This window comes from Sphingomonas bacterium (genome assembly GCF_028292945.1).
Lineage (GTDB): Bacteria > Pseudomonadota > Alphaproteobacteria > Sphingomonadales > Sphingomonadaceae > Sphingomonas.
Map to the genome: position 1 here is coordinate 1 of NZ_JAQGLJ010000038.1, position 20849 is coordinate 20849.

Below are 20849 nucleotides of genomic sequence, written 5' to 3' on the forward strand. Positions count from 1 at the left end.
AGAATAGCCGCGGATCGTCTCGAACGCCGCTTTGTCGGTGATCGGATTGCCCCATTCCGGCCATTCGCCGGGCGTCAGCGGCAGGCTCTCGTCGAGCATGGTGTTGAGCACGTCGACGAACGGCACGCTCGCCACCACCGCGCCCCACAGTTCCGGGTCGGAATTGACCACCGCGCCCATCAGCTCGCCGCCCGCCGAGCCGCCGGCGATCGCAATGCGGCCTTCGCGCGTCCATCCATCGGCGATCAGCCCGCGCGCGACATCGACGAAGTCGTTGAAGGTGTTGGTACGCTTGTCGAGCTTGCCGTCGTGATACCATTGCTGGCCCAGATCGTCGCCGCCACGGATGTGCGCGATCGCAAAGGCAAAGCCGCGGTCGAGCAGCGACAGCCGCCCGGTCGAGAAGCCCGGCGGGATCGCGTAGCCATAAGCACCATAGGCATAGAGATAGAGCGGCGCGCTGCCGTCCTTCGCGAGTCCGGCGGGGTAGACGATCGAGACGGGGATCTGCGTGCCATCGCGGGCGGCGATGTGGAGGCGCTCGGTGCGGTATTTCGCCGGGTCGTAGCCGGACGGGATCTCCTGCACCTTGCGCACCGTCATCTCGGCCGTGGCGAGGTCGTAATCGTAGACGGTGCCGGGCGTGACCATCGATTCATAGCCGAGCCTTAGCGTGTCGACGGCGTATTCCGGGTTGTCGCCCAGCCCGGCGGCGTAGCTCGCCTCGGGGAAGGGGATGCGCTTGCCTTGGGTGGGCGTGTCGTAGCGGTGGATCGCGACCTGATCGAGGCCGTGCTCGCGGCCCTCGACGACGAAGAAGTCGGCGTAGCATTCGACGCCCGTCATGTAGAAATGCTGGCTCGGCGCGATCAGCTCGGTCCACTCGCCCGGCTGCTCGACGGGCGCGGTGACGAGCCGCCACATCGGGTCGGTGTCGTTGGTGTGGATGAACAGCGTGCCGTCATGCTCGTCGACATCATACTCGCGCCCGGTCAGGCGCGGGGCGACGCAGATCGGCGTGGCGAGCGGGTCGTTGGCGGGGAGCAGATACACTTCGCTGGTGACGTGATCGCCGGTGGCGATGACGATCCAGTTGCGCGCGCTGGTCTCCGCGACGCCGACGCGGAAGCCCTCGTCAGCTTCGTGGAACAGCACGACATCGTCGGCGACCGGTGTGCCGAGCCGGTGGAAGCGCGCGTTGTCGGTGCGCCACTGGTCGTTTGCGAGGCCGTAGAGAAAGCCGGCGTCGTCGCTGGTCCAGACGATATCCGACAGCATGCCGGGAATCACCTCGGACAGGTGCTCGCCGGTGCTCAAGTCCTTGACGCGCACCTCGAACCGCTCCGCGCCGCTGTCGTCGATCGCGTAGGCGAGCTTGGTGCCGTCGTTGGAGATCGCGAACGCGCCGAGGCGGAAATACTCCTTGCCCTCGGCCAGCGCAGGCTCGTCGAGCAGCAGTTCGTCGGGGCCGCCCGCAACAGGCTTGCGCCACCATTTGCGGTACTGGCCGCCGGTCTCGAATGCGGTCCAGTACAGCCAGTCGCCATCCTTCTGCGGAACGGAGGACTCGTCCTCCTTGATGCGGCCCTTCATCTCTTCGTAGATCGTTTCGATCAGCGGCGCGTGCGGGGCCATGACGCTCTCGAAATAGGCGTTCTCGGCTTCGAGATAGGCGAGGATGTCGGGGTCGGTGACCTCGGGGTAGCCGGCGTCCTTGAGCCAGGCATAAGGGTCCTCGATCGTATGGCCGTGCGCGGTGAAGCTGTGCGGGCGACGGGCGGCGACTGGGGGAGCGGCGTTGGTCATGGCCAAGTCCTTAGCGACGATCATTCCCCGTAGTCACCCCGGCGAGTTTCGGGCGTAGCGCCTTCCGCACGGCGGCGCACGACGCAGGCGGGGTCCTGCCGGGCAGCATTTCGTGCGTGGCGATTGAGCAAGCCGTATCGATAAGGCAGGGGACGTCGGTCGTTCCGATCCCGGCGGATCGCGACACGCAGGAGACAGTGCGGCCTTATGACTTCCCACGACAGGAAACCGCACGCCTGGCGACCGGAGAACCTACGCCTGGCCGTCGAGGCGGCGGGCGTGTCGCTATGGGCATGGAACGTCGATGACGACCGCTTCACGATGGACGAGCGCGGGTTCGAGCTGTGGGGCATCTCCTGGAGCGACACGGTGACGTTCGAGGAATTGTCCGACCATATCCATCCCGCCGACCGCGACCGTGTCCGCGCCGGCTTTGCCGCGACCCGCGCGGTGCTGGGGCCGTACGAAACGGACTTCCGCATCATGGTCGAAGACAAGGTTCGGTGGGTGTCCGCACGCGGCCAGGGACAGGACGTCGGCATCGTCGGCCGCACCATGTTCGGCATCTTCCTCGACGTCACCGGCCGCAAGCAGGCCGAGGAGGGTCATGAGCTGCTCGCGGGCGAGATGAGCCATCGGGTCAAGAACCTGCTCGCGATCGCCGCAGGGCTGGCGGAGATCACCTCGCGCTCGACCACGACGACCGCTGACATGGCGCGCGAGCTGTCCCAGCGCCTGACCGCACTGGGACGCGCGCACGATCTGGTGCGGCCGCTCCCCGGGGGACAGGGGAAGGCGGCATTGTTGGGTGACCTGCTGTCGGTGCTGCTGGCGCCCTATGACGATCTGGGCGCGTTCAGCGGGCGCATCCGTGTCGCGGTCGAGCGGATGGGTGTGGGCGAGGCTGCGGCGACCAGCCTGGCGCTGGTGGTGCACGAGCTGGCGACGAATTCGCTCAAATACGGTGCGCTGTCCGTCGAGGCCGGGACGCTGGACGTTTCCAGCACGTCGCACGACTCGGAGATCGCGCTCATCTGGATGGAGCGGGGCGGCCCCCCTGTTTCAACGCCGCCCGAGCGCGGCGGCTTCGGCAGCAAGCTGGTCGACCGCAGCGTGGAGCGCCAGCTCGGCGGCTCGATCGACTATGACTGGGACGACGGCGGCCTGACCGCGACGGTGCGGCTGGATCGCGGGAAGCTGGTGGCCTGAGGGGCACGGGAGACTCGTCTCAGCGCCCCGGCATCCTCCCTCCGCCTGCGATCCACGCAGCGATCTTCCGCTCCAGCACCGGCATCGGCAGCGAGCCGGTGTCGAGCACGGCGGCGTGGAACGCGCGCGGATCGAACTTCCCCCCAAGCTTCGCCTTTGCGTCCGCCTTCAGGCGCAGGATCGTCAGCTGGCCGACCTTGTACGCCAGCGCCTGGCCGGGGTTGGCGATGTAGCGTTCGACTTCGGCGGTGTAGTCGGTGCGGCTGCCCGGCGAGTTGGCGAGCATGTAGTCGATCGCGCGTTCGCGGCTCCAGCCCATCGAATGCAGGCCGGTGTCGACCACCAGCCGCATCGCGCGCAGCATCTCGTCGCCCAGGCCACCCATGCGCTGATAGGGGTCGGTCTCCATGCCCAGTTCCCGGTAAAGCGATTCCGCGTAGAGCGCCCAGCCCTCGACATAGGCCGTGTTGCCGCCGAAGCGCATGAAGGCCGGCAGGGCCACGTTCTCCTGCGCGAGACTGATCTGGAAATGATGCCCCGGCACCGCCTCGTGCAGGTACAGCGTCTCCTCGCCCCAGCTGTAGCGCGTCGGCAGGTCGTAGGTGTTGAAGTAGAAGATGCCCGCGCGCGTGCCGTCGGGCGTGCCCTGCTGGTACGAGCCCGCCGCGTCGGTCTTTTCGCGGAAGGTCGGCACGGGGCGCAGTTCGAGTGGGGATTTCGGGATCAACGCGAATTGTTCGCCGATGCGGGCATCGATGCGCTTGGCGATGGACTCATAGCTCTGCTTGATCGCGTCGGCGGAGGTCGGCGCGAAGCGCGGATCGGTGCGGAGGTGGTCGAAGAATTGCGGCAACGTCCCCTTGAACCCGACCGCCGCCTGCTGGCGCTCCATCTCCGAGCGAATGCGCGCGACCTCCTGAAGCCCGAGCTGGTGGACCTCGGCGGCGCGCAGCGGCTTGGTGGTGCTCGCCTCGATGCGGTAAGCGTAATAGGCGGCGCCGCCGGGGATCGCCGACAGGCCGAAAGTGGCGCGCGAGCGGGGCAGATATTCGTTCTTCAGGAAGTCGCGGATCCTGCGATGCGCGGGGTCGATGACAGTCCGCACCTGATGGGCATAGGCAGCCTTCAGGCGCGCCTGCTCGGCGGCGGGAACTGTCGCCGGGAACATCGTCACCGGGGCGTAAAAGGTCGAGCCCTCGACGCCCTGCTTGAGCAGGTTGTCGAACTGTTCGATCATGTTGACGACGGTCAGCCGCGGCTGGACGATGCCCTGCGCCAGGCCGGTGCGGAAGCGCGCGACGATGCGGTCGTACAGCGCGGCATAGCCGGCGTTGCGCTTCAGGTTGTTCTCGTAATCGAGCACGGTCCTGAACGGTGCCGCACCCTTGCCGGACGCGAAGTCGGCATAGAAGGTCTGCAGGCCGCCGAAATGGTTGATCGGCAATGCACGGCTGACGCGCAGGATGCCGGGAGCGTAAGCCTTGAGCGCGGTTTCCTGATCGGTGCGGAACACGTCGTACGCGATCTGATCGACCGGCGTCAGCCGCGCGCGGTCGATGCGCTTGAGCGCGGCGAGGTCGGCTTCGATGTTGCGCCGGTCCTGCGCCTCGCGCGCGTCGGTGTACGCCTCGCCGAAGCGGTCGGCATAGCGCAGGTCGCCGCGGAAGATCGCGCTGATCGGGTTGAGGCGCAGGTCGCGTTCGTCACTGTCGTAGAACAGCCGCTTGAGCTTGGCGTCCTCGGGTCCATCGCCGGGCAGCGGCACGGGCGGGGGTAGAGCCTGGCTTGATACAGGTGCCGAACAGGCGAGCAACATGCCCGCAATTACGCTTACGATCCGCATCTGCTGTTCCTCTTCCGACGCGGGAAGGCTAGCGGCGAGCCGACACGGGAGCAACGAACACATGAGCGGAAGCGGGGAAACGATCGGCGTCATCGGGGCGGGGCAGATGGGCGCGGGGATCGCGCAGGTGTCCGCGCAGGCCGGATATCGCGTGCTGCTGGCGGACGTCTCGCGCGAACGCGCGGAGGCCGGCAAGGCGGGGATCGCCAGGCAGCTTGAGCGACTGGTCGCCAAGGAGAAGATCGACCCGGCCGCGCGCGACGCCGCGCTGGCGTTGATCGAGCCGGTCGACGGCGCGGGGGCGTTCGCATTGGCCTCGCTGGTGATCGAGGCGGCGACCGAGCGCGAGGAGATCAAGCGGCGCATCTTCGCCGATGTCGGCGCGGTGCTCGGGCCGGACGCGATCCTGGCGTCGAATACCTCGTCGATCCCGATCACGCGGCTGGCGCAGGCATCGCCCGACCCGGCGCGTTTCGTCGGCGTCCACTTCTTCAATCCGGTGCCGGTGATGGGCCTGATCGAGCTGATCCGCGGCCTCGCCACCGCCGACGCGACGGTGGCGACGGTCGAGGCGTTTGCGAAGCGGCTTGGCAAGGAGGTGGTCCATGCCAACGACGCGCCGGGCTTCATCGTCAACCGTGTGCTCATGCCGATGCTCAACGAAGCCTGCTTCGCGCTCGGCGAAGGCGTGGCGGGCGTGCGCGACATCGACACCGCGTGCCGGCTGGGGCTCAACCACCCGATGGGGCCGCTGATGCTGGCCGACTTCATCGGGCTGGATACCTGCCTGGAGATCACCCGGGTGCTGTTCGAGGGGACTGGCGATCCGAAATTCAGGCCCGCGCCGGTGCTGGTGAAATATGTCGAAGCGGGGTGGTTCGGGAAGAAGGCTGGGCGCGGATTCTACGACTATTCGGGCGCGGAGCCGGTGCCGACGCGTTGACGCGGATCAGCCGTGGATGGTGCGAAACGTCAGGTTGAAGCGAGACCCGGCAACGTTCGCCCGCTTTGGAACGGCGTGTCGCCAGTGCCGCTGAAGCTCGCCGCGCATCACCAGAAGCGTGCCGTGCCGCAACGGCAGCGTCAGCTTCTCGCCGTGATCGTCGTTGCGGCGGAGCTGGAAGTCACGCGTCGCACCGAAGTTTGCGGACGCGATGACCGGATCGGGTCCGAGCTCCTTTTCGTCGTCGGCATGCCAACTGAGGCTGTCCCGGCCGTCCCGATACCAGTTCAGCAGCACGCTGTTGAAGGTGCTGCCGATCAGCGCCTCGATCCGCTGCTTGAGGTGGAGCAGTCCGTCGGCCCAGGGGTTCGGTTCCGACTTGATGCCCGAATAGGTGTAGGCGGCGCCCGGATCGCCGTACCAGGCGGTGAGGCGCGGCAACGGCACGGCCTTGCCGTAGAGCTTGAGGTGGTCCTGTTTCCAGCGGATGTTGGCGAAGTTGATCTTTTCCAGGGCTTCGGCGGAAACGTCTCGCCAGTTGGCCGTGCGCCAATCGAGTGTGTCGTTCTCCTGCAGATAGGCGAAGGTCCGGTCGCTCCACGCCTGGGTGAAGAAGTGTTCCGCGTAGAAGAAGCTGCCGCCCGGCACCGTCACGTTGAAGCCGTTCCATTGCTCGTTCCATGCAGCGGAATACCCCTCCGCCGACGGCAACGCGAACGGCGGTGTGCGGTTCAGAGGGGCAAGCAGGTCAGCCATCAGCGATCTCGAGTTCGCATAGCCATACCACGGCTTTCGACTTGGCGGGATTGTCGCAGGTAAGCCGGGTCAGCTCCGATCGGATGACCGTCAGATCGCTGGCCATGTTCGGATGCTCCAGGGTCGCTTTCACCATCTCGATCTGCGGCGTTCCGCCGTTGAAATCGCGATCGTGGCTTACCGACACGATGGTATTACGGCCGGGCTGGAGTGTCTTTTCGAGAAGGTTCAGAGGCTGAAAACCTGCCACGTCCAGGGTGTTGGAGAACAGGTGCAATGTCACCTGGCCATCGGCCGGCGGCAGGTCCGATTCGACGAGACCGTCGAACCGCTTGCCGACGCTGGTTATTTCGGCCTCGGGACAGATTTTTGCATAGATCGCCTCGGCACGGGCCAGCGCCAGTGCGGACGGCTCGATCAGCACGACCTCCGCCACATCGGTCAACAGGCAACCGTCGGTCAGATCGTTGACCAGCAGGCCGGCGAGACCCTGTCCGCACCCATAGTCGATCAACCGGTGTGGCGGGGTGATCGTGCCCAGCACGTTCGCGATCTTCGTCCACTGACTCTCGATCATCGGCCCGTAGGTCCATAGGTACTCGTCCAGCTTCGGCACGCTATCGAGCACCGCGTGACCGAACGCCAAGGTGTTCTTGAGGCCGTGGTCGCCCATGAAGGTTCGCCTGAACCACGTGAAATCGACCTGTTCCCGAGCGCGTTTTCCGATTGCCTCGATTGCCCTGTCCGTCATGTCCGTTGCCCTCCCCGCTGTCGCGTTGCCGGTGCGATCTGGTCGCGGAGGAATGGAGAGGCAAAAAGGAATGGCTCCATTTTGGCGGTGTTGAGCGGGGCGACGACGTCACCCGCGCGTTTACTGGGGTTACGACAGCCTTGGTCAGCGTGAGCGCAGGGTCTCGGCGCAGGCGGCAATCCGGCGGGCGCGGGTTTCCGGCTTCTTCGCGCCTTCCACCGCTTCCGTGTGCTCGCGCTGGTGCGTGAAGCTGAGCCGCTCCCACCCTCCCCACGCGCCTGCCGCTTCCAGCGCGGCACGAAGGTCGGCGGGCGGGTCGATGCGGCGTTCCTCGCGGTCGAGGGCGACGGTGATGGTTAACGGCTCGCCCGGCGTTGCACCGACCGCCTCGCGATGGCTGCGGCGGAAGGGGATCCAGGCGCCGCCGCCCATCGTCGTCACGGTACTGCGATACTCGTATCCGCCGATCGCGACGACCACCGGGGCACGGGTGCGGCCCAACGCCTCTTTGGGATCGAACGGAAGCCGGATCGCGAACGCATAGTCGCCGACGGCGAGGACATGCGTGAACGTCCGGCTCCGCGTCACCCGATCAGCAGCCCCGCCAGCGCGGCGCTCATCAGGTTCGCGAGGCTGCCCGCCGCCAGCGCGCGCAGGCCCAGCCTCGCGATCATCGGCCGCTGGTTGGGCGCGAGGCCGCCGGTCACCGCCATCTGGATCGCGATGGAGGAGAAGTTGGCGAACCCGCACAGCGCGAAGGTGACGATGATGCGGGTGCGTTCGCTGAGCGCGGCCATCTGACCCAGTTCGATGAAGGCGACGAATTCGTTGAGCACGATCTTGGTGCCGAACAGCCCGCCCGCAGTGCCCGCCTCATTCCACGGCACGCCGATCAGGAACATCAGCGGCTGGAACACCAGCCCGACGATCTGCTGAAAGCTCAGGTCCGGCCGGCCGAACCACGCGCCGACGCCGCCGAGCAGCCCGTTGGCGAGCGCCACCAGCGCCACGAAGGCGAGCACCATCGCGCCCACCGCGACCGCCAGCTTGACGCCGGTCTGCGCGCCCTGCGCGGCCGCCATGATGATGTTGGCGGGGCGCTCGCCGTCCTCGAAGGTCTCGGCGACCTCGATGTGGGCGTTGGCGACCCCCTGTTCGCCCCGCAGCGGCAGCTCGTCCGGTGCGGGCGCGGCGTCGGGCATGATGATCTTGGCCATCAGGATGCCGGCAGGCGCGGACATGAAGGCGGCGGCGAGCAGATAAGGCAGCGCGGTCGGCCCAAGCAGCGTCGCATAGGCCGCCAGGATCGTCCCCGCGACGCCCGCCATGCCGACCACCATCAGCGTGAACAGCTGCGCCGGCGGGAGTGCGGCCAGATAGGGCCGCACCACGAGCGGCGATTCGCTCTGGCCGACGAAGATGTTGGCGGCCGAGCCGAGCGCCTCGACGCGGCTGACCCCGGTGATCCAGCCGATCGCGCCGCCGACCCAGCGCACGATGCGCTGCATGATGCCGAGATAGTAGAGGATCGACACCAGCGCCGCGAAGAAGATGATCACCGGCAGCGCGCCCAATGCGAAGGTGTTGGCGAGCGGGTTGGTCGCGGCCGGGCCGAACAGGAATTCGGTGCCCTTGTTGGCATAGCCGAGCAGGTTGGACACGCCCTGCGCCATCGCCTCGATCCCCGCCCTGCCCCAGCTGGTATACAGCACCAGCACGGCGATGCCGACCTGCAAGCCGAACGCGGCGCCGACCACGCGCGGCCTGATGGCGCGCCGGTCGGTGGACAGCGCCAGCGCGAGCAGCAGGATGACGATGATGCCGGCAATGCCGATCAGGGGGCTGGTCATGGGCGAGTTTGTTGCAGGAAGCCGACGGCAGGGGAAGGGGCTGTGGTTGACGCGCGGAGCCGAGCGGCTAGCACTCGTTCATGACCACCACTTTCGCTCCACTTTCGCGTTCGCTGTTCGCGCTGTCGATCTTCTATGGCGGCATGGTCTGCATCGCGGGCGTGCTGGGCAACAAGCAGGTATCGCTGGGACCCCTGTCGGCGATCGGCTCGGTGTTCGGGCTGGGGCCGCTGGCGGTGGAGGCGGGGATCTTCGCCTTTCTGCTGCTGGTCGTGATCTCCAGTGCGGTCGCCGAACTCCACGGGCGTGACACCGCGAACCGGCTGGTGCTGCTCGGCTTCGCGCCGCTGGTCGCTTCGATCATCCTGTCGATCATCGTCCGCGCGCTGCCCGCCGCGCCCGACATGCAGCCCGCCAACCGCGACGCGATTCAACTGGTGCTGGGCGGGACGTGGCGGATCTGGCTTGGCGGGATCGTCGCCTATGGCATTTCGCAGACGCTCAACGTCTCGATCTTCTCGTGGCTCAAGGGGCGCGAGGGCAGCCGGCTGCTATGGCTGCGCTCCGCGATCGCGGGCGTACTCAGCCAGGCGGTCGACACGCTGCTGTTCGTCACCATCGCGTTCTGGGGCGTGTTCCCGATCGGGGAGCTGCTGGCCGGGCAGATGATCGCCAAGGTCGTGCTGTCGGCGCTGCTGGTGCCGCCGCTGATCTACGCCGTCGTGGCGATCGGTCGCGTGCTTGACCGCGAGCCGAGCGCGGCTGGCCGCCACTGAACCGCACTTCGTTTCGGCGCGGGAACAACACAGCCTGTCGAGCGGTTGTGCTCGCGGTTCAACAGGAGGCAGTTCAATGGCCGAGTATCGTAGCAACGACGCGGGCGACCGCGTGCATGTCGAGAAGCGTGGCGGCCTTGGCCGGACGCTCGGGATCATCGCGCTGATCGCCGGTCTCATCGCCGCGATCGGCTTCGCGACCGGCTTCTTCAGCATGAACGCCAAGGGCGGCGCACTGCCGGACGTCGATGTCAGCGCCAAGGGCGGCGCGCTTCCCGACGTCGACGTCGATTCCAAGAAGATCGTCGTCGGCACCAAGGAAGAGACGATCGACGTGCCGAAGGTCACCACCGAGAAGGAGACGATCTCCGTCCCCGCGATCGGCGTGTCCGAAGGCGAGACCGACCAGAAGAAGTAAGCGGCGGCGCAGTGCCGACGAGAAGGCTGCTGCGAGGGGGTTGGGCTGGCGCGCCCGGCCCCCTATTGGCGCGTGCATGACCGATCACACGCCCGACCCCGCCCTGCTCGCCAAAGCGGAAACGCTGACCGAGGCGCTGCCCTATCTGCAACGCTATGCCGGCTGCACGTTCGTGGTGAAATATGGCGGGCACGCGATGGGCGATCCCGAGCGCCAGCGCGACTTTGCCGAGGACATGGTGCTGCTGAAGGCGGTCGGCATCAACCCGGTGGTGGTGCATGGCGGCGGGCCGCAGATCGGCGCGATGCTGAAGCGGCTGAACGTCGAATCGCGTTTCGTCGACGGCCTGCGCGTCACCGACAAGGAAACCGCCGACATCGCCGAGATGGTGCTGGCGGGATCGATCAACAAACAGATCGTCGGCTGGATCGGCCAGGCGGGCGGGCGCGCGGTCGGCATCTCCGGCAAGGACGCGCAGCTCGTGACGGCGGAGAAGGTGGGCGGGCGGCGCGAGGCGGATCCGTTGCAGGGCATCGAGCGCCACGTCGACCTCGGCTTCGTGGGCGAGCCCGTTGCCGTCGATCGGTCGCTGCTCGACACGCTGTCGGACGCGGGCATCATTCCCGTCATCGCGCCGGTCGCGACTGGCGCGGACGGCCAGACCTACAACATCAACGCCGACACGATGGCGGGCGCGATCGCCGGCGCGCTGGGTGCGGCACGCTTCTTCCTGCTGACCGATGTCGTGGGCGTGCTCGACAAGGCGGGCGAGGTGGTGACCGATCTCGACCCTGCCCGCGTCGCGGCGCTGAAGGCGGACGGCACGATCACCGGCGGCATGATCCCCAAGGTCGACACCTGCGTCGCGGCGGTCGAGGCGGGGGTGGATGCGGCCGTTATCATCGACGGCCGCGTCCCGCATGCGATCCTGCTGGAGATATTCACGCGGCAAGGGGCGGGGACATTGGTGCGGCGGCAGGCCGCACGCGAATAGCGGCGCTATTCGCGAGACGGTGCCGACGGGTCGAGCCTCCAAGTTTCCCGCCCGCGGAGCGGGAAAGGTCAGGGGAGCACATGTCCGACATCAGCGCGGCCCAACAGCCCCTCCCCCCAGCCCGTCCGCAAACGGGAGGGGAGTTCCAACGCGCTGTCCCGCAGGCGGGAGGGGACTACGCGCGCCATTGCCGCAAAGCTGACGCGCCCCTAAGTTCGCGCCATGTATCTGCTCGTTTCGCTCCTCTCCACGATCCTGCTCGCGCTGCAGGTGATCATCTTCGTGCAGGTGATCCTCAGCTGGCTGACCGCTTTCAACGTCGTTAGCCGCCACAGCCCGATCGTCGGCGGGGTCGTACAGGGGCTCGATCGGATCACCGAGCCGCTCTATCGCCCCATCCGTCGTGTCCTGCCCGATCTCGGCGCGATCGATCTGGCGCCGCTGGTGGTGCTGATCGCCATCTCGCTGTTGCGGGGCAGCGTCCTGCCGTTGCTGCTGAGCGGCATGGCCACCGACGTGATCTGACGCGGGGACTTCGGGGCGCACGCCAGAGATACGGACGGCGAGCGTGGCGAGGCGACGCGCATGGATGCTGAAACAAGTTCAGCATGACGGGTAGCGCCTGCAGTGCTGCTGCGGCTAAGCGACGTCGCATGACGGCCTCCATCATCGACGGCAAGGTACGCGCCGCCGCCCTGCGTGCGCAGGTCGCGGGTGAGGTTGAACGCTTTCGCGCCGCCACCGCGCGCGCGCCGGGGCTGGCCGTGGTGCTGGTCGGCGAGGACCCCGCGTCCGCCGTCTATGTCCGCTCGAAAGGCCGGGCGACCCGTGAAGCCGGGATGGAGGGTTGGGAACACCGCCTGCCTTCCGACACCCCGCAGGCCGAGCTGCTGGCGCTGATCGCGCAGCTCAACGCCGATCCGGCCGTCGACGGCATCCTCGTCCAGCTCCCCCTGCCCCCGCAGATCGATGCGAATGCCGTCATCCAGGCGATCGATCCGGACAAGGACGTCGACGGCTTCCATCCCGTCAACGCCGGTCGGCTTGCGATCGGGCTGTCCGGCTTCGTGCCGTGTACGCCGTACGGATGTCTGCTGCTGCTGCGCGACGTCCACCCGCAGCTCGCCGGGCTGGAGGCGGTGGTGGTCGGCCGCTCCGCGATAGTCGGCAAACCGATGGCGGCGCTGCTGACGGCGCAGAGCTGCACCGTGACGCTGGCGCACAGCCGCACACGTGGCCTGCCCGCGCACATCGCGCGCGCCGACATCGTCGTCGCGGCGGTCGGCATCCCCGGCCTGATCAAGGGCGACTGGCTGAAGCCGGGCGCGACCGTGATCGACGTGGGCATCAACCGCACCGACACAGGGCTGGTCGGCGATGTCGACTTCGCCAGCGCGGTCGAGGTCGCGGGCGCGATCACCCCGGTGCCGGGCGGGGTCGGGCCGATGACGATCGCCTGCCTCCTGCGCAACACGGTGGTCTCGGCGGGACGGCGCGAGGGCGTGGCGGTGGACTTGTGATCGAACTCTTCGTCTCCTCGCTCATCACCTTCTTCGTGGTGATCGACCCGCCCGGTTGCGCGCCGATCTATGCCGGGCTGACGGCAGGCGCGCCGGACGCGGAGCGCCGTTCGATGGCCATCCGCGCGGTGTTCGTCGCGGCGATCATCCTGGTGGTGTTCGCGCTGGTCGGCGAGGATCTGTTGCGGGGGTTGGGCATATCGCTCGCCAGTTTCCGCATCGCGGGCGGCATCATGCTGTTCCTGATCGCGCTGGAGATGGTGTTCGAGAAGCGCACCGAACGCCGCGAGGACCGCGCCGCGAAGGTGCAGGAGAGCGCGCAGGAGGATGTGTCGATCTTTCCCATGGCAATGCCGATGATCGCGGGGCCGGGATCGATCGCGTCGGTGATGCTGCTGATGGCGCGCAACGACGGCTGGCAGCGGTCGGCGGTGGTGCTGGGCGCGCTGGCGACGATCCTGCTGCTGACGCTGGTGGCGCTGCTCGCGGCGGGGCCGATGATGCGGCTGCTGGGCGCGAAGATCGAAGCGGTGATCACGCGGTTGCTGGGCGTGCTGCTGGCGGCGCTGGCGGTGCAGTTCGTCATGGACGGGCTGCAGGTGTCGCTGCGGTAGCCCGACCTAGCTGATCCGGTACAGCGCGTACGGCGAGCTGCGCGGCAACGGCAATCGGCTGAGCCACGGGAACCGCGCGCCACTGGCGAGCTGGTCGTAGAAGCCGCCCTTGTTACGGACGCGGTAGATCGTCGATTCCGCCATGTTGGGGCAGATCAGCAGCAGGGTCGCGCCGCTCGCGCGCATGATGCGCCGCGCCTCCGCCGGCGAGCGGCCGAAGGCGTGCTTGACGGCCATGATCGCGTCGCCGTTGCGGTGGTACGGTCCGGCGATCGCGTCGTGGTGCGTGACGGTGATCAGCCGCGGCCCCAGGTCGACAAACGAGAACATGCGCGCTCGCGGGTATCGGTTGAGCGTCAGCAGCCTCGATGTGCGCATGCAGTCGCCCGTCGCGACGTTGACCCGGGCCTGCCCGGTCGTGGGCCGGTCTACCCGGAACCAGCTTACCGCCGTCGACGCGAACAGTCCCGCCATCACCACGATCAGCACCGCCACCGGCCCCAGCACGCGCACCAGCACCGATCGCCGGCCGCGCAGCCACGGGATGAGCAGCCACCCCAGCGCGACCACGCCGGGGACCGCGAGCAACTGCGCCGCGGGCCCGGCGCGGACCTGCCAGGCCAGCATCAGCACGGCGAACGAGGCGAACAGCGCGACGGGCAGCCAGTCGGTGCGTTCCACCCCCCTCGCCCGCCAGATCGCCAGGCCCGCGCCGATCAGCCCGACGATGGGCAGCGCAATGATCGGGAACGCTATCCGCAGCGGGTGACCCCAGATCGGCTTGGCTTCCTTGACGTTGTTGAGCCACGCCGCCGCCAGTTCGTCCGACACCTGTTCGGGCCGGCCAAGGCACTGCGGAAACACCAGCGCGAAGCCGACCGCAATGACCCCGCCCACCGCCAGCGCCAGCAGCAGCCGGGTGCGCAAGGTTACGGGGTTGAGCCGGCCGAGCAGGAACAACAGCCCGCCGGCGACCACGGTCACGCTCAGCCACACCGGCGTCAGCGCGTCGCAGCGCGCCACCCGATTGGCGTTCGACGCGAACAGCGCGAAGCCGAGCGCGCTGCCGCCGCCGAGCGTGAGCGCATAGGCGGCCAGTCGCGACGCCTCGTCGCGATCGGCCACCCAGCGCAAGCCGAGGATGGCACCCGCCATCGCGCAATAGGGCAGCATCTCGAGCCCGATCGACAGGCTGACCGCGCTCGCCAGCCCGACCAGCACGCCGCCGCGCGCGCGTCGTGGATCGCTCAGCCCCGCCAGCGTCATCGCCAGCATCGCCAGCTGCCAACCGTGGTGATCGATCCGCATCGGCGCGTACATCAGCATCGGCACGAACGCGGTCAGGAACACCAGCGTCGCCAGCGTCCAGGCGAGCGGATGCACCAGCCGCCGCACGGTGGCGCCGAGCCCGAGCAATGTCAGCGCGAGCGGGAGCAGCGGCGCGACCCCGCACGCGATCCGCTCCGCCCAGCTGCGGGTGGTGAACAGGTCGAACAGCAGGATCAGGCCGGCGAGCGGCAGGTCGACCAGCCGGCTCCAGTGCATGTCGAACCCGGCCGGCGGGTTCATCCGATACTGGCGCAGATCGTACCAGTTCTGACCGTCGAGCAGCGCGCGCACCTGCGCCAGCCGCATGTTGTCGTCGGTGTCGCCCAGCGACAGCCACCGCACCGCGTTCCAGTCGCTCCACAGCTGATAGCCCGCGAACGCCGCCCATGCGATCAGCACCCAGACGATCCAGTGACGGTCGAGGTCACGTAACCAGCCGACCGAAGTAGCTTCCTTCACACGTTCACCCGCCCTAGACGCCGCCGCTCTAGTGAGGGCGAGGCAAAGGGCAAGGAGTGGCAGCGGCGCAGTCAGGCATGGGGCGGCTGGAGCAATGGCGGCGGAGCGAGGCGGCGGGGCAGCTGGTACGCTTCGCGGTCGCGGGCGGGCTGACGACCGGGCTGTACACCGCCGTCTATTCTCCACTGGCGGGGTTCGGCTGGACCTCGGAGCAGGTCGCCAACCTGGCCGGCTATGTCGTGGCGGTCGTGTCCGGCTATCTGCTGCACAGCCGCTGGAGCTTTCGCGGCCACGGCGCGGAGGCGAAAGACACGAGCTGGAAGTTCTTCGTCGTGTCGCTGTTCAGCTATGGCGCGAACAGCTTCTGGGTGTGGCTGCTGACGGACGATGCGGTGCTGGCGGGACCATGGTGGTGGCCGCTGCTGCCGATCCTGTTCGTGACGCCGCTGGTCACGTTTCTCCTCAACCGGCTGTGGGTGTTCAAATAGATGGACCGTGTCGTTTACGACCGAATGGCGGCGCATGACTCCACCCACTGGTGGTACCGGGCGCGGCGTGACGTTCTGCAAAGCTACCTCCAGCGTTACGGCGCGCTGCCGGGCGACGCGCGCATCCTGGAGATCGGCTGCGGCACGGGTCACAATCTGCCGATGCTCGCCCGCTTCGGCGCGGTGGAGGCGATCGAGATCGACCCCGCCGCCCGGGCGATCGCCAGCGAGCGGCTCGGCCGGCCGGTCGGGGACGCCCCGTTGCCAGAACTGCCGGGCGTGGAGCGCGGCGCCTACGACCTGATCGCCGTGCTCGACGTGGTCGAGCATATCGCCGACGACGTCGCCGCGCTCAAGGCGATGGGCGAGTGTCTGAAACCCGGCGGCAAGATCCTGATCGCGGTTCCCGCGCATCCGTGGATGTGGAGCGCGCACGACGTGGTCAACCACCACCACCGCCGCTATACCAAGGCATCGCTCAGGGCGGCGATCGCGGAGGCGGGGTTGCGGCCCGAGAAGCTCGGCTGGCTCAACTCGCTGCTGTTCCCCCTCGCTGCCGCGGGACGGCTGGCGGGCAAGCTGACCGGGCGGCAGGACAGCGATGACTCACCGCCGCCGGGGCTGGTGAACGCGCTGTTCGAGCGGATCTTCCGTCTGGAACGTCACCTGGTCGGCAGGGTGCCGCTGACGCCCGGGATATCGCTGGTGACGTTGGCGGTGCCTGCCTGACCCAACCCTCCGTTCGAGCTGGGCGAAGTCGAGGGATCATGTGTCTCCACTGCGCTCGACACGAACGGGGAAGGGCTCTGATCCGCAACGAACCCGATACTCGCGCGCCCCTGCACCGGGCCGGTGATGTCGGCGACGAGGTAAAGCGGCCGGCGTTTCACCTCCACATACATGCGACCCAGATACTCGCCGATCATCCCGAGCACGAACATCTGCACCGCGCCCAGGAACACGACCACCAGCATGGTCGAGGTCCAGCCCTGCACCGCCGAGCCGGAGAAGAAGCCCACCGCGACGTAGATGAACAGCAGCAGCGCCACCCCGGTCAGCGCCAGCCCCGCATGGCTCGCGAACCGCAGCGGCGCGGTGGAGAAGCCGGTGACCGCGTCGAACGCCAGCCGCAGCATCTTGGCCAGCGGATAGTTCGTCTCGCCCGCCGCCCGCTCGGCGCGGTCGTACGGGAACGGCACCTGCCGGAACCCGACCCAGGCCACCATGCCGCGGATGAAACGCGCCTGTTCGGGCAGGGAGAGGAACGCGTCCAGCGCCCGCCTGCTCATCAGCCGGAAGTCGCCGGTGTCGAGCGGGATCTCCGTGTCGGTCAGGCGGTCGAGCAGGCGATAGAAGATCGCCGCGGTCGCCTTCTTGAACAGCGTCTCGCCCTGCCGGTTGCGGCGGACGGCATAGACGACATCGGCGCCCTGCTCCGCCATCGCGCGCCGCATGTCGGCCAGCAGTTCGGGCGGATCCTGCAGATCGGCGTCGATGATCAGGATCTGCTCACCCGCACACAGATCCAGCCCGGCGGTCAGCGCGAGCTGATGCCCGTGATTGCGCGACAGGTTGATCGCCACCAGCCGCGGGTCCGCCGCCGCGAGCCGCTGCATGACCGCCCAGCTGTCATCGCGACTGCCGTCGTTGACCAGCACGATCTCGTGATCGTCACCCACGGCCGCGCGCGCGGCCGTGCTGACCCGTTCGTGCAGCATCTCCAGGCACGGTGCTTCGTTGTAGCAGGGGATGACGACGGACAAAGCAGGGCGCATGGATTGCATCTAGCGGGGACCAGCGGGGGCGTCATGGGGCAAGTTGTGACACGGCGTGCGTAGGGCTGGGGTTTCTGCAAGGAGAACCCGCCGTGGCGACCGTGATCAGCAAGGATGAAGCCTGCGCCCACCTCGCGGCTGTCCTCGATCGCGCAACGGGCAGCGAGGAAATCGACATCGAACGGCGAGGCGCAGTCAAGCTCAAGCTTGTGCCGACAGCCGCGCCTCTGACGGGCAAACGTCAGCCGGGAACGTTGAAGGACTGACCGTGCCGCCAAGCTTTTGAGAGCCGCTACGCGATGAATGCACAGGTTGGCCCAAGGATGACGATCGAGACTTCTCCTCGACACTCACGCCTTGGCTTGGTCGGCCGATCGCGCGCCTGATTTGACCCGCCGCGCTCAAGAATCGATCGACGACAAGCTCGACCAGTTCGGCGTCCGCCCCCTTTGGTGATCAGCGCGCGACGATCAGCTTGACGAGCCTTCCGGGCCGCAGCGCCACACGCGGGTCCAGGGCGTTGAGGACGCTGAACCGGTCCACCTGTCGATCGCCATAGGCCATGCGTGCGGCGAGGCGGGCGACCGTGTCGCCCGCGCGAACGGTATGGACGCGCACCACCTTCCTGCCGTCGTCATAGGGCAGCCCGTCCAGCATGCGCAGGAAGCGCTGGTCCTGCGTCCCGGTCGTATCCGGCCGACCCGTTGCCGCCGCCAGCCGCGCCGCACGGGTCATGCGCTCGGCGCCGTTGGGATGGCTCGACATCCAGGTCGGGCCGCCGGCCGTCTTGCCGGTGATCGCGGCCTGCAATCGCGTCGAGTCGTTCAGCCCGGCGAGCATGTCGGCGAGCGCGTGCGGGGTGTAGCCGGCCCGGGCGATGTAGCTCACGCCCAGATTGTCGGCCTCGAACTCCTGCTCGCGGCTGAAGCGCAGCGTGTAGAGCTGCGAGCCCATGCCCGCCGCGCGGCCGAGCAGGCTGCTGCCCGTCACCGAGCCCAGGATCGACGCGGCGATGTTGCCGACCTGCGCGCGCGTGTTGCGCTTGCTGGCATGGCGCGCCGCGACATGGCCGACCTCGTGCCCCAGCACCGAGGCCAGCTCGGCTTCGGAGTTCATCAACGCGAGCAGCTGGCGAGTGACGTACACATAGCCGCCCGGGATCGCGAAGGCGTTCTCGACCGGGGAATCGAGCAGCGTCACGGTGAAGTCGCTGCCCGCGTTGGACAGCCCCGATTGCAGCGCCACGCGCCTGCCGACCCGCTCCACCGTCGCGGCCTCCTCGCCGCGATAGGCGCCGCCGAACTGCGCCATCAGCTGCGGATGCGCCTGCGCGCCCGTCGCCTTGTCGGACGCCGAGACGCTGCGCGCCTGCGCCGCCACCGTGGCGGGCGCGCTCGCGAGCAGCAGCGCGGCGGCAAAAGTCAGACGGCTACGCATACACTCACTCCCTCATGCACGGGCAGTGCGCGCACGCTCAGCCGTGAGTCGTTCCAGCATCACCAGCGGCATCGCGCCGGCTTCCAGCACATCGTGAAACTGCTTCAGATCGAATTTGTTGCCGGCGATCGCTTGCGCCTCGGCGCGGGCGCGCAACCAGGATGCGTGACCGATCTTGTACGAGCAGGCCTGGCCGACGAGCACGCAGTAACGCTCGATCTCGCGCTGCGCACGCGGGCGGGCGAAGCCGACGGTATCGACGAAATACTGCGTCGCCTTTTCTCTGGACCACCCCTGCGCGTGAATGCCGGTGTCGACCACCAGCCGGGCCGCGCGGAACAGGAACGACTGCAGGTATCCCGCCCGCTCGATCGGGCTCGCGAACCCGCCCAGCTCGTCCGCCAGCTGCTCCGCGTACAGGGCCCATCCCTCCAGATAGGCGTTGAAGAAGGCGATCTTGCGTAGCGGATGCGTCGCCGCGCGCTGTGCGGTCGAGATCTGCAGGTGATGGCCGGGCACGCCCTCGTGATAGGTCAGCGCCGGGAGCGAGTATTTCGGCCAGTCGGCGACCGATTTCAGGTTGATCCAGTAGATCGCGGGGCGGGAGCCATCGAGCGGGGCGCGATAATAATAGCCGTTCGATGCGCCATCCTGAATCGCCGGCGCGACGCGGCGGATCTCCAGCGGCGCATCGGGCGCATTGGAGAATGCCTTGGCGAGGCGGTTCTGCATCGCGCGGTTGCCGGTGTTGAGGCTGGCGAGCAGCGCCGCACGCCCGGCATCGGTGTCGGGATAGAGCTGAGCGGGAGATTTGTTCAGCTGCGCCAGCCGCGCGCCGACGCTGCCCTGTGTCAGGCCCTGCCCCCGCAGAATCGTGTCGAGCTGCGCCGACAGGTCGGCGACCTGCTCCAGGCCCATGCGATGCACCTCCGCGGGCGTGAAATTGGTCGTGGTCGCCTGCGCGAGTGCGGCCGCGTAGATCGCATCGCCACCGGGAATGGCCTGCAGGCCGGCGGTACTGCGCGCCTTTGTCCGCAGCTGGCGGACGGCGGCGATCTGGCGGTCGAGCGCCGGATAGACGGTCTGCTCGACCAGCCGGGCGGCGCGGGTGCCATAATCGCCGGTCAGCTTTGCCTCGCGCGCACGCGTGACCAGGCTGCGGGTCAGGCCATTGTCGGCGGGCGAGGCGCCACGCAGCTTGGTCATCTGCGCCAGCGCCAGATCGAGGCAGAAGTCGGGGGCGAGCCGACCCTTCGCCGCCTGTTCGCGTTGCACCGCCGTGTCGTCGTCCAGCGCGCGTCCAACCAGCGCCAGCCGGTCGAGATACGCCGATGCATCGTCGGCGGTCGCGATCGGGTGGGTGGTATCGAGAAAGTCCGGCAGCGAGAAGTAAGCGCCGTCCTGTTGCGAGATGCGATACGGCTGCTGCGGCGAGCCGAGCCCGAAACGTTCCGGCCCGACGATCGCCTGATCGACCGAATACAGCACGACCTCGCGATCGATCTTCGCCTGCGCTGAGAGGGACGCGGGGTTGATCCTGGTCAGACGGGCGCGATGGCCGCGTGCCCGCGCGAGGTCCTTGGCAAGCGCGCCCGGCCCGCCGTCGCCCAGCTTGCGCCGCAACCCTGCGTTCGCACCCTTGTCGAGCCCCAGCGATGTCGCCAGCTCGGGCGCGTTCTGCACCGTGTCGGCGAAGATCGTGTCGAACGCGGCGGTCAGCGCAGCGTCGCCCTTCTGCGCGAACGCTTCACCCGGCAGCAGCGCGACGGTGGCGGCGGCGGTGCTGCCGGCGATGAACTGACGGCGGTGCATGTGGTTCTCCTCGGGCGCGACACGATAGCAAGCTGCGCGACCGTACGGCAGCGGCGCGGCTGTCGCTAC

Annotated in this window: 21 protein-coding genes; 11 read left to right on the plus strand and 10 right to left on the minus strand. The window is 68.1% G+C overall.

Annotated features, from left to right (window positions below):
• Positions 1–1806 (minus strand): S9 family peptidase (locus tag JWN21_RS04675; protein WP_299646726.1); only part of this gene is annotated, 1806 nt, incomplete at its 3' end.
• A 207-nt stretch (positions 1807–2013) separates the two neighbouring features.
• Here JWN21_RS04675 and JWN21_RS04680 point away from each other — a divergent pair.
• Complete coding sequence (locus tag JWN21_RS04680; protein ID WP_299646728.1) at positions 2014–3015, plus strand: HWE histidine kinase domain-containing protein; 1002 nt, start codon at positions 2014–2016, stop codon at positions 3013–3015.
• A gap of 19 nt (positions 3016–3034) precedes the next feature.
• Here the strand turns inward: JWN21_RS04680 and JWN21_RS04685 are convergent, their stop codons facing one another.
• Positions 3035–4858 carry a DUF885 family protein gene (locus JWN21_RS04685; RefSeq protein ID WP_299646730.1) on the minus strand — a complete coding sequence of 608 codons (1824 nt, stop codon included), beginning with the start codon at positions 4856–4858 and terminating at the stop codon, positions 3035–3037.
• Positions 4859–4919: 61 nt separating this feature from the next.
• Between JWN21_RS04685 and JWN21_RS04690 the strand changes: the two genes are divergently transcribed.
• Positions 4920–5801, plus strand: a complete 882-nt coding sequence (locus JWN21_RS04690) for a 3-hydroxyacyl-CoA dehydrogenase NAD-binding domain-containing protein (protein ID WP_299646732.1) — start codon at positions 4920–4922, stop codon at positions 5799–5801.
• 6 nt (positions 5802–5807) lie between these two features.
• Here JWN21_RS04690 and JWN21_RS04695 read toward each other — a convergent pair whose 3' ends face one another.
• The 4 genes from JWN21_RS04695 to JWN21_RS04710 form a co-directional block, all read right to left on the minus strand.
• Entirely contained in the window at positions 5808–6557 is a 750-nt protein-coding gene (locus JWN21_RS04695) for an alpha-ketoglutarate-dependent dioxygenase AlkB (RefSeq protein ID WP_299646734.1), read from the minus strand.
• A complete protein-coding gene (locus tag JWN21_RS04700) occupies positions 6550–7230 on the minus strand; it encodes a hypothetical protein (RefSeq protein ID WP_299646736.1) in 681 nt (226 codons plus the stop codon). The genes JWN21_RS04695 and JWN21_RS04700 overlap by 8 nt, the downstream gene beginning before the upstream one ends.
• 222 nt (positions 7231–7452) lie before the next feature.
• Complete coding sequence (locus JWN21_RS04705) at positions 7453–7896, minus strand: YdeI/OmpD-associated family protein (RefSeq protein WP_299646738.1); 444 nt, start codon at positions 7894–7896, stop codon at positions 7453–7455.
• Entirely contained in the window at positions 7893–9158 is a 1266-nt protein-coding gene (locus tag JWN21_RS04710; protein ID WP_299646740.1) for a nucleoside transporter C-terminal domain-containing protein, read from the minus strand. Before JWN21_RS04710 ends, JWN21_RS04705 begins: the two co-directional genes overlap by 4 nt.
• 80 nt (positions 9159–9238) lie before the next feature.
• Here JWN21_RS04710 and JWN21_RS04715 point away from each other — a divergent pair, with 80 nt between their 5' ends.
• From JWN21_RS04715 to JWN21_RS04740, 6 genes are all read left to right on the plus strand, one after another.
• A complete protein-coding gene (locus JWN21_RS04715; protein WP_299646742.1) occupies positions 9239–9934 on the plus strand; it encodes a queuosine precursor transporter in 696 nt (231 codons plus the stop codon).
• A 76-nt stretch (positions 9935–10010) separates the two neighbouring features.
• Positions 10011–10352 carry a hypothetical protein gene (locus tag JWN21_RS04720; protein ID WP_299646744.1) on the plus strand — a complete coding sequence of 114 codons (342 nt, stop codon included), beginning with the start codon at positions 10011–10013 and terminating at the stop codon, positions 10350–10352.
• Between the two features lie 76 nt (positions 10353–10428).
• Positions 10429–11346: an acetylglutamate kinase gene (gene argB, locus JWN21_RS04725; protein ID WP_299646746.1), complete on the plus strand. Its 918-nt coding sequence runs from the start codon at positions 10429–10431 to the stop codon at positions 11344–11346.
• Positions 11347–11568: 222 nt separating this feature from the next.
• Positions 11569–11871 (plus strand): YggT family protein, encoded by a 303-nt coding sequence (locus JWN21_RS04730; protein ID WP_299646748.1) that lies wholly within the window; start codon positions 11569–11571, stop codon positions 11869–11871.
• Positions 11872–11999: 128 nt separating this feature from the next.
• Positions 12000–12866 carry a bifunctional methylenetetrahydrofolate dehydrogenase/methenyltetrahydrofolate cyclohydrolase FolD gene (folD, locus tag JWN21_RS04735; RefSeq protein ID WP_299646750.1) on the plus strand — a complete coding sequence of 289 codons (867 nt, stop codon included), beginning with the start codon at positions 12000–12002 and terminating at the stop codon, positions 12864–12866.
• Positions 12863–13480 carry a MarC family protein gene (locus JWN21_RS04740; RefSeq protein WP_299646752.1) on the plus strand — a complete coding sequence of 206 codons (618 nt, stop codon included), beginning with the start codon at positions 12863–12865 and terminating at the stop codon, positions 13478–13480. Before folD ends, JWN21_RS04740 begins: the two co-directional genes overlap by 4 nt.
• A gap of 6 nt (positions 13481–13486) precedes the next feature.
• On the opposite strand, the gene JWN21_RS04745 is transcribed toward JWN21_RS04740, so the two are convergent.
• Positions 13487–15268 (minus strand): AcrB/AcrD/AcrF family protein, encoded by a 1782-nt coding sequence (locus JWN21_RS04745; protein WP_299646754.1) that lies wholly within the window; start codon positions 15266–15268, stop codon positions 13487–13489.
• A 56-nt stretch (positions 15269–15324) separates the two neighbouring features.
• Here JWN21_RS04745 and JWN21_RS04750 point away from each other — a divergent pair, with 56 nt between their 5' ends.
• Together JWN21_RS04750 and JWN21_RS04755 are read left to right on the plus strand one after the other, a co-directional pair.
• Positions 15325–15756 carry a GtrA family protein gene (locus tag JWN21_RS04750; RefSeq protein WP_299646756.1) on the plus strand — a complete coding sequence of 144 codons (432 nt, stop codon included), beginning with the start codon at positions 15325–15327 and terminating at the stop codon, positions 15754–15756.
• Complete coding sequence (locus tag JWN21_RS04755) at positions 15757–16485, plus strand: class I SAM-dependent methyltransferase (RefSeq protein ID WP_299646758.1); 729 nt, start codon at positions 15757–15759, stop codon at positions 16483–16485.
• Here JWN21_RS04755 and JWN21_RS04760 read toward each other — a convergent pair.
• Entirely contained in the window at positions 16419–17531 is a 1113-nt protein-coding gene (locus tag JWN21_RS04760) for a glycosyltransferase family 2 protein (protein WP_299646760.1), read from the minus strand. The two genes, JWN21_RS04755 and JWN21_RS04760, sit on opposite strands and share 67 nt — an antisense overlap.
• Positions 17532–17623: 92 nt before the next feature.
• Between JWN21_RS04760 and JWN21_RS04765 the strand changes: the two genes are divergently transcribed.
• The gene (locus tag JWN21_RS04765) at positions 17624–17797 is read left to right on the plus strand and encodes a hypothetical protein (protein WP_299646762.1); all 174 of its coding nucleotides are present in this window, start codon (positions 17624–17626) and stop codon (positions 17795–17797) included.
• 190 nt (positions 17798–17987) lie between these two features.
• Here JWN21_RS04765 and JWN21_RS04770 read toward each other — a convergent pair whose 3' ends face one another.
• Both JWN21_RS04770 and JWN21_RS04775 read right to left on the minus strand, forming a co-directional pair.
• On the minus strand, positions 17988–18968 hold the full coding sequence (locus JWN21_RS04770; protein WP_299646764.1) for a M48 family metalloprotease: 981 nt from the start codon (positions 18966–18968) through the stop codon (positions 17988–17990).
• 12 nt (positions 18969–18980) lie between these two features.
• A complete protein-coding gene (locus JWN21_RS04775; RefSeq protein WP_299646766.1) occupies positions 18981–20780 on the minus strand; it encodes a DUF885 family protein in 1800 nt (599 codons plus the stop codon).
• Positions 20781–20849 lie beyond the last annotated feature (69 nt).